The sequence below is a fragment of the Pontibacter sp. HSC-14F20 genome (assembly GCF_019599265.1).
Taxonomy (GTDB): domain Bacteria; phylum Bacteroidota; class Bacteroidia; order Cytophagales; family Hymenobacteraceae; genus Pontibacter.
In genome coordinates, this window is the sequence record NZ_JAHZTC010000025.1 from 45,951 (window position 1) to 53,683 (window position 7,733).

8 protein-coding genes are annotated in these 7,733 nt (G+C 50.5%); 4 read left to right on the forward strand and 4 right to left on the reverse strand.

What is annotated here, in order from left to right; all coding sequences use genetic code 11:
* Complete coding sequence (locus K3G39_RS18665) at positions 1-423, forward strand: DUF2007 domain-containing protein (RefSeq protein ID WP_220627691.1); 423 nt, start codon at positions 1-3, stop codon at positions 421-423.
* 53 nt (positions 424-476) lie between these two features.
* On the opposite strand, the gene K3G39_RS18670 is transcribed toward K3G39_RS18665, so the two are convergent.
* Positions 477-728, reverse strand: coding sequence for an acyl-CoA-binding protein (locus K3G39_RS18670; RefSeq protein WP_220627692.1), 252 nt, complete (start codon positions 726-728; stop codon positions 477-479).
* A gap of 126 nt (positions 729-854) precedes the next feature.
* Between K3G39_RS18670 and K3G39_RS18675 the strand changes: the two genes are divergently transcribed.
* Positions 855-3,065: a S9 family peptidase gene (locus K3G39_RS18675; RefSeq protein WP_220627693.1), complete on the forward strand. Its 2,211-nt coding sequence runs from the start codon at positions 855-857 to the stop codon at positions 3,063-3,065.
* Between the two features lie 177 nt (positions 3,066-3,242).
* On the opposite strand, the gene K3G39_RS18680 is transcribed toward K3G39_RS18675, so the two are convergent.
* On the reverse strand, positions 3,243-4,241 hold the full coding sequence (locus K3G39_RS18680) for a zinc-binding dehydrogenase (RefSeq protein ID WP_220627694.1): 999 nt from the start codon (positions 4,239-4,241) through the stop codon (positions 3,243-3,245).
* A gap of 130 nt (positions 4,242-4,371) precedes the next feature.
* Between K3G39_RS18680 and K3G39_RS18685 the strand changes: the two genes are divergently transcribed.
* Entirely contained in the window at positions 4,372-4,875 is a 504-nt protein-coding gene (locus K3G39_RS18685; RefSeq protein WP_220627695.1) for a GNAT family N-acetyltransferase, read from the forward strand.
* Between the two features lie 55 nt (positions 4,876-4,930).
* Here the strand turns inward: K3G39_RS18685 and K3G39_RS18690 are convergent, their stop codons facing one another.
* The gene (locus K3G39_RS18690) at positions 4,931-6,160 is read right to left on the reverse strand and encodes a S8 family peptidase (protein WP_220627696.1); all 1,230 of its coding nucleotides are present in this window, start codon (positions 6,158-6,160) and stop codon (positions 4,931-4,933) included.
* A gap of 419 nt (positions 6,161-6,579) precedes the next feature.
* On the opposite strand from K3G39_RS18690, the gene K3G39_RS18695 reads away from it, so the two are divergent.
* Entirely contained in the window at positions 6,580-7,347 is a 768-nt protein-coding gene (locus tag K3G39_RS18695) for a peptidylprolyl isomerase (RefSeq protein ID WP_220627697.1), read from the forward strand.
* Between the two features lie 225 nt (positions 7,348-7,572).
* On the opposite strand, the gene K3G39_RS18700 is transcribed toward K3G39_RS18695, so the two are convergent.
* On the reverse strand, positions 7,573-7,733 hold a 161-nt coding region (locus K3G39_RS18700; protein WP_220627701.1), incomplete at its 5' end, for a transposase.

Here is a 7,733-nt window from a genome sequence, read left to right on the forward strand (position 1 = left end):
ATGGCAGAGCGCCTGATCACCGTGGCCACCTTCAGCCAACCCACAGAAGCCCACATCCTGAAAGGCCGTCTTGAGGCGGAGGGAATTCTATGTTTTTTGGGGGACGAACAGATCATTGCGGCGCAGCCTTTCTATTCGCTGGCGGTAGGCGGCGTGAAACTGCAGGTGACAGAGGGCGATGTGGAAGAGGCCCTTGAGCTGCTTGACCGGATTGAGCGCGGCACCAGTGAGTACATCATCGATGATAACATTGAGCTGGCTCCTCCCGCTCAGCTATACCAGGATTCCGAAGCCTGCCCGATCTGCGAATCAAAAAATATCTCTGCCCGCGGATTTTTCGGGGGTACACTAGGTATCACCCTGCCTTTCGTCAGCCGGCGCTATGGCTGCCACGACTGCGGCTATACCTGGAAAGAAAACTAAAAAGCGCCCCTTGGGGCGCTTTTTTTATACCTGCAGTGCTATACCTAGTGGCCTTATTTCAGGCTGTTTACCAGCTGCACATACTGGGCGCGGGCATCTTCCTGGCTCGTTCCTTCCAGACTTTTCCAGGCATCCCACTTGGCGATGTTCTTGAAATCAAAGCCGCCCGGGCGGTCCGTGTTCACATCGCCTTCCGTCGCCTGCTTAAACAAGCTGTAGAGTTGCAGCAGAATGTTATTAGATGGTCGTTCGGTTAGCTCCTTGGATTGAGCCACTGCCTGCTCAAATTCTTCTTGTGTTGCCATAGTGTGTCTGATTTATATTTTAAGGTATAGCAAGGTATAAAAAAATACGCTGCATGCATAACTTTAATTTATGTTTAACTTCTCGGTATTTTCCTTATTTTTATAGCGACTTAATAGATACTCACTATGAAAAAAACACAGCACAGTGCTACAGCTCCGGCCCTGCTCCTATCGGCTTGCCTGCTGGCGGGCACAGCCTGCAGCACTACCCAACAACCCACCGCAACCGAGACGGCCACGACTGAACAAACAACCAGTCAAACGGCCGATACCGCGGTGAAGGCCGATCAGCCGCAACCGCCAGTAGCTGCCAAAAAACCGAAAGAACTGACAGCCCACGGTCACACCCGCACCGACAATTACTACTGGATGAACGAGCGCGAAAATCCGGAAGTGATTGCCTACCTGAACGCCGAAAACGATTACACCAAGCAGGTAATGGCTGATACGGAAGCGCTGCAGGAAAAGCTCTTCGACGAGATTGTGGGCCGCATCAAGCAAACCGATGAGTCAGTGCCTTACAAGAAGAACGGCTATTTCTACTATACCCGTTTTGAGGCTGGCAAAGAGTATCCGGTCTATGCCCGCAAAAAAGGGAACCTGGATGCCAAAGAAGAGATCATGATCAACGCCAACGAGCGTGCTGAGGGTAAAAGCTATTATGCTGCCGCCGGCATGAACGTGAGCCCGGACAACCAGCTGCTGGCTTTTGGTGAAGACACGGTGAGCCGACGCCAGTATACCATCCGCTTCAAAAACCTGCAGACCGGCGAGCTGCTGCCCGACCGTATACCTAACACCACGGGCGGAGCAGTATGGGCTAACGACAACAAGACCATTTTCTATACCATGAAAGATCCTGCCCTGCGTTCTTTCAAGATCTTCCGCCATACCCTGGGCACTCCCACTTCGCAGGACAAAGAGGTATACCACGAAGCTGATGAGACCTTCAGCACGTTTGTCTACAAGACCAAGTCAGATAAATATATCATCATCGGCTCCAGCAGTACACTCTCGCAGGAATACCGTTTCGTGGACGCTGCCAAGCCAACAGCCACGCCTAAAGTTATTCAGCCACGCGAGCGCGGTCTGGAGTATAGCGTTGACCATTTCGGCGACAGTTTTTACATCCGCACCAACAAAGACGGCGCCACCAACTTTAAGCTGATGAAAACGCCGGTCGGCAAAACCACCAAGGAAAGCTGGAAAGAGGTAATCCCGCACCGTGCGGACACCTACCTGGAAGGCACCGAAATTTTCAAAGATTACCTGGTGTTGCAGGAACGCAAGAACGGTCTGACTCAATTGCGCATCAAGAAGTGGAATGACCCGAAAACCGACTACTATGTAGATTTCGGAGAAGAAGCCTATACCGCCGGCATCAGCATCAACCCTGATTTCGATAGCAAAGTGCTGCGCTATGTGTACAGTTCCCTTACCACCCCGAGCTCCACGTTCGATTACAACATGGAAACCAAGCAGAAAACCCTGCTGAAAGAACAGGAAGTGGTGGGTGATTTCGACAAGAACAACTACGAAGCCAAGCGCATTTATGCCACCGCCAAAGACGGTACCAAGATTCCGGTTTCGCTGGTATACCGCAAGGGCCTGAAGCTCGATGGCAACAACCCGACCCTGCAGTACGCATACGGTTCCTATGGCATCAGCATGAACCCTGGTTTTAGCTCCGTACGCCTGAGTTTACTGGATCGTGGCTTTGTATATGCTATTGCGCACATCCGGGGTGGTCAGGAAATGGGGCGGCAGTGGTATGAGGATGGCAAGCTGATGAAGAAGAAAAATACCTTCACCGATTTCATCGATGTGTCGGAATACCTGATCAAGCAAGGTTATACCAATCCGGATAAGCTGTTTGCACAGGGCGGTAGCGCCGGCGGCCTGTTAATAGGCGCTGTTGCCAACATGCGTCCCGACCTGTATGAAGGTATGCACGCTGCCGTACCGTTTGTGGATGTGGTTACTACCATGCTCGACACCAGCATTCCGCTCACCACCGGTGAGTTTGACGAATGGGGCAATCCGGCCAAGAAAGACGCCTACGATTATATGCTTTCCTACTCGCCTTATGACAACGTGGAAGCCAAAGACTATCCGAACATGCTCGTAACCACCGGCCTGCACGACTCGCAGGTACAGTATTTTGAGCCAGCCAAGTGGGTAGCCAAGCTCCGCGAGCTGAAGACCGACGATAACCTGGTGCTCTTCCAGACCAACATGGAAGCGGGACACGGCGGTGCATCCGGCCGCTTCCAGCCTTACCGTGAAACAGCCCTGCAATACGCTTTCTTCTTGAAGCTGGCTGGAATCACGGAGTAGGTATAACATAAACGTTAAAAGAGGAAGCCCGCTGCAAATGGATTTGCAGCGGGCTTCCTCTTTTATACCTGTCATTTCGACCTTTGGGCGAAATCTGAAATTTTACCCGGTCCTTGAAAGACTCCAACTCTCTGCTATCGTCGGGATGACAGGCTAATCTCTTCTTATGGAATCAGTTTAACTCACCTGCACCACGATCTTTCCGAACTGTTTGCCGGCTTCCATGTAGCGCATTGCCTGCTCGGTTTCTTCGAGCGGGAAGACGATATCGACCACCGGCTTTACTTTCTTTTCTGCCACAAAAGCGATCATTTCGGCGAAGTCCTGGTTGATGCCCATGGTGCTGCCATGTATGGCAAGCTGCTTCCAGAAAATCTCAGCCGGATTGATCTGGCCGATCATACCTGTCGTGCCGCCATAGATTCCGATGCGGCCGCCGGGCTTAGCCAATTTCACCAGTTGCACAAAGCCTTCGCCCGCAGCCCCGTCGATGCTCACATCGAATCCTCCGACTTCAGCTTTCAGCTCCTTGCCCCAGTTTTCTTTCTTGTAATTTATGCCGCCGGTTGCCCCCAGCTGTTTAGCCTTTTCTATTTTCTCATCTGATCCCGATGTCACCCATACCTCTGCCCCAGCTGCTACCGCAAACTGCACGGCAAAAAGAGCCACGCCACCACCGGCGCCCGTTATCAGCACCCGCTCACCGGCTCTCAATCCGCATTTTGTAAACATAGCGCGATAGGCCGTTACGCCCGCCAGCGGCAGGGCAGCAGCCTCTTCAAAACTCAGGTGCGCTGGCTTGCGGTGCAGGTTAGAAGCTCTAACTTTCACGTAGTCGGCAAAAGTGCCGTCTTCAGGCATACCCAGCACCTTATACGCCTTGCTATGCGCCTGCGGGTTATCGCCCCAATCGGTAGAAGGATCGATCACCACCTGCTGCCCTATCCAGCTTTTATCCACGCCTTCGCCCACTTCGGTCACAATACCGGCACCGTCAGATCCCAGAATGGCCGGATAATCCTTGGTGAAGTAGCGACCGTACTGTATCCAGACGTCGCGGTGGTTCAGGGCGGCAGCTTTCACCTGCACAATGGCTTCTCCGGCACCGGCAACAGGTTTTTCTTTTTCGATCAGCACGAAAGGACTGTTGATCGCTTCCAGGTATATGGCTCTCATAGTAGTTGTTTTAAGGTATCGATGCAAAGGTATAACATCTGCCCTAAGCTGAAAAACCTCTTCCGACAGGCATTGGCTTTTTATACGGGAGCGCCTATCTTCGTTGCAAGTAACGTAAATAAGACAGCAAATGAGCAGCAAGTTCAGTTTTAGAGAAGCAAGTCTTTCCGATATACCTCTCATCCATCAACTAGCCAGGGCAACCTGGGAGCCGACTTACCGGGCTATTCTTTCGCAGGAGCAGATTGAATATATGTTTGAGGTGATCTATACCTATGAAGCCCTTGAACGGCAGATGCAGGAAAACCAAACCTTTATTTTACTGCAGGACAGCCTGGAGCCGATCGGTTTTGCGGCATATTCTCTAAAAGATTCTGCAGACGCTGTATACAAACTCAACAAGCTATACCTGCTCCCTACCCGGCAGGGCGAGGGTCTGGGCAATTTACTGCTGACAGCAGTGGAAGAAAGGGTAAGGAAAGCAGGAGCCCGTTACCTGGACCTGAATGTAAACACGTACAACAAAGCAAAAGCTTTTTATGAGCGCTGCGGTTACCAGGTGCTGCTGGAAGAAGACATTCCGATCGGGCCTTACTGGATGAACGACTATGTGATGCGCAAAGCTTTGCCATAAAAAAACGGGCAGCTGTAAGGCTGCCCGTTTTGAATCACCTAATTAACAGTCCAAATTATTTAATCGCGATTGGATCAGCATTTCCATCCGGATCATTTTTCACAGTGCCACTTGTTTTAAGCGGACCGTGCAGCAAAAGGCCTGCTACGTGTGGAGAGGCCATAGACGTCCCACTGATCGTGTTATAGGCACCACCTTTCCAGGTAGAGTTGATGCTCACACCAGGTGCGCAAACGTCTACTGGCGGGTTGCCATAGTTAGAGAAGCTGGCCCATGAGTCAGAAGAGTTCATGGCAGACACTGTATAAACGTTCGCATGGTTCACACGTGCCGGAGACGAGCTGTTGGCATGCGTAGACTCGTTACCGGCAGCCAGGGCAAACTTAATGCCTTTGCTGGCAGCAGCAACCACAGCATTGTCAAGCGCAGCGGAAGTTGGTCCGCCTAAGCTCATGTTTGCCACATCGCCAGCCTTCCCGGCTGATGTTACATAGTCAACGCCGGCAATTACACCAGAGTAGGAACCGCTACCGCGTGAGTCGAGTACTTTTACGGCAACTACAGTAGCGCCGTGTGCCACACCAATCACACCAATTGAGTTATTAAGAGCAGCAATAGTACCTGCTACGTGCGTTCCGTGACCGTTACCATCGTCAGCAGAACCTGCATCTTTACCGGATGTAAAGAAGGTACGGCTGCGGTTCACATCTACGTTCAGGTCTGGGTGGTCAAGGTCGATACCAGAGTCGATCACCCAGGCAGTTTTGCCAGTAGCATCACCATAACCTACACGGGCGATACCGTAAGGCACTGTTTGAGGTGTAGAGCCACCGCCGCCACCTGGCTTACCACCGCCTGGCGCCAGCATCACGATTCTGTCTGGCTCGATATAGGCTACACGATCATCGCTGCGGAGCGCAGTCACCTGGTCGTCGGTTAACTTGGCTGCCATACCTAAGATCGCCTCGCCATACGCCTGCTCGATGGTGGCATTGGCAATACCATTAGAAGAGAGTAATTCCTGCCCCATTTCGCGCACCGCGCCGATACGTTCGGCATAAGTAGCAGTACCATCCAGGCGCAGATTAGCACCTTTCTTAAATACAACAATGTACTGACCTTTGATAACTGCCCCGTTCTGGGTAGAGGTCTGTAAATTTTCTGCTACTTCGGTTGCTTCAGGAGCCTCAGAGTCGCAAGAAGTAAAGGATACGGCGGCAGTAGAGAGAGCTGCCCCAAATAGTACAGAACGCAGTACGTTCTTAATGCGTAAGGTGTTTTTCATACTTGTTTAATAGGTTAGGTTAGTTAAAGTTTTAAGGTTTATTATAAGGATAGTGAAAGCCAAACTATTGAACAGCATTTATATATCCAAATAAAAGTATAATTTTTTTTAAAGTTTTTTTCTTAAATGTACCTGACGCTATCTAGAAGCCGCACATTGTTACAACATCTAAATTACACTGAAATCAGAGCCTATTTTCTTGTGTATACAGCAATAGAGGCCCTTTTTGATCTATATGCAAATTTCAGCGTATTTAGAGGGCGCCTTATACGCTACGCAAAAAAGAAGGTTTGTATTCGAGAAGCAGTATCTTTGTAAAGTATAATTTTAATCTCATTTTAATAAGCATACAGTGCAATTTTATTTGCATTTTATTCTTATCATTCACTATATTAACAGATGCACCAAGCCCCCCCTTTATGAACTATCTGAAAAATACACTCCGTTCCCAGTCTCTCCTGTGTGTGATCATCTTACTTGTAGGTATAACTGGCTGCCAACCCAAAACAGAGGAGCAGGCTACAGCCGACAAGCGCGAGACCGATACAGAGGCCAAGCTTGAACCGCTCACCTCAGAAAATGTAGTGGAGGTACTAATTGCCTATGAAAAGGAGCATGCTGACAGCCTCGTCATCATCAGCACGCGCCATGGCGACATCAAGCTGCGACTATACCCTGAAACTCCTTTGCACCGTGCCAACTTTGTGCGTCTCACCAAGGCGGGCTTTTATAACCAGGGAGAATTCTACCGCGTCGTGAAAGGTTTTGCCGTACAGGGGGGCGACTCAGATACCCGCACCATGAAAAACGGGGCGTACAAGATTCCGCAGGAGTTCAACCCCAAATACATCCACAAGCGCGGCGCCCTGGCCATGGCCCGTTACGGCGACGAGCGCAACCCTGAAAAGGAATCTTCTTCGCACAACTTTTACATTGTGCAGGGTGAGGTCAAATCAGTTCAGGAGCTGAGAGCTTTCGAGGCTAAACACAACATGAAGTATACCCCGGAGCAGATCGCACTCTATACCTCCATCGGCGGCGAGCCGTCACTGGACCAGGAGTATACCGTGTTCGGGGAAGTTATAGAAGGGATGGATGTGGTGGATAAGATCTCAGAAGAGCCGGTAGACGGGCAAAGTTGGCCACGTGACATTGTGCCGCACACCATCAAGACGATGAATCAGTAATTATCACCTTACTCCAGGTATAAAACAAAATGCCCCGACCTGTCTGGGAGGGCACTGAAAAAGTCCCTCATTTAGGAGCAACCCTTAGAAGCGATCAGGTAAAAACATTTTTTACCTGATCGCTTCTTTTATTATCAGAAGTCGTGCTGGCCAATCGAACGATCACTTGTGTATAGGGTCGGAAAGGAAGGGCGCCTGGGCGCTTTTGTGGGGAATTCCCGAGGCTTAAGCGCTTAGCTTGAGGATTCTCTTCAGATTCACTGTGAAGATGGCCAGCGCTCCCTGCAGCTGCATGCTGGTGATGCCATAGGAGATGGCCCTGCCATAGCCATGGACGTTTTTGAGCTCGCTGTTCTTAGCTTCTATTTTATAGCGCTCCCTGGTCT

What these genes read in the sequence shown, in the direction of transcription:
- K3G39_RS18690 (WP_220627696.1), bottom strand. Translation starts at nt 6,160, where the DNA reads ATGAAAAACACCTTACGCATTAAGAACGTACTGCGTTCTGTACTATTT.
- K3G39_RS18680 (WP_220627694.1), bottom strand. Translation starts at nt 4,241, where the DNA reads ATGAGAGCCATATACCTGGAAGCGATCAACAGTCCTTTCGTGCTGATC.
- K3G39_RS18670 (WP_220627692.1), bottom strand. Translation starts at nt 728, where the DNA reads ATGGCAACACAAGAAGAATTTGAGCAGGCAGTGGCTCAATCCAAGGAG.
- K3G39_RS18685 (WP_220627695.1), top strand. Translation starts at nt 4,372, where the DNA reads ATGAGCAGCAAGTTCAGTTTTAGAGAAGCAAGTCTTTCCGATATACCT.
- K3G39_RS18675 (WP_220627693.1), top strand. Translation starts at nt 855, where the DNA reads ATGAAAAAAACACAGCACAGTGCTACAGCTCCGGCCCTGCTCCTATCG.
- K3G39_RS18665 (WP_220627691.1), top strand. Translation starts at nt 1, where the DNA reads ATGGCAGAGCGCCTGATCACCGTGGCCACCTTCAGCCAACCCACAGAA.
- K3G39_RS18695 (WP_220627697.1), top strand. Translation starts at nt 6,580, where the DNA reads ATGAACTATCTGAAAAATACACTCCGTTCCCAGTCTCTCCTGTGTGTG.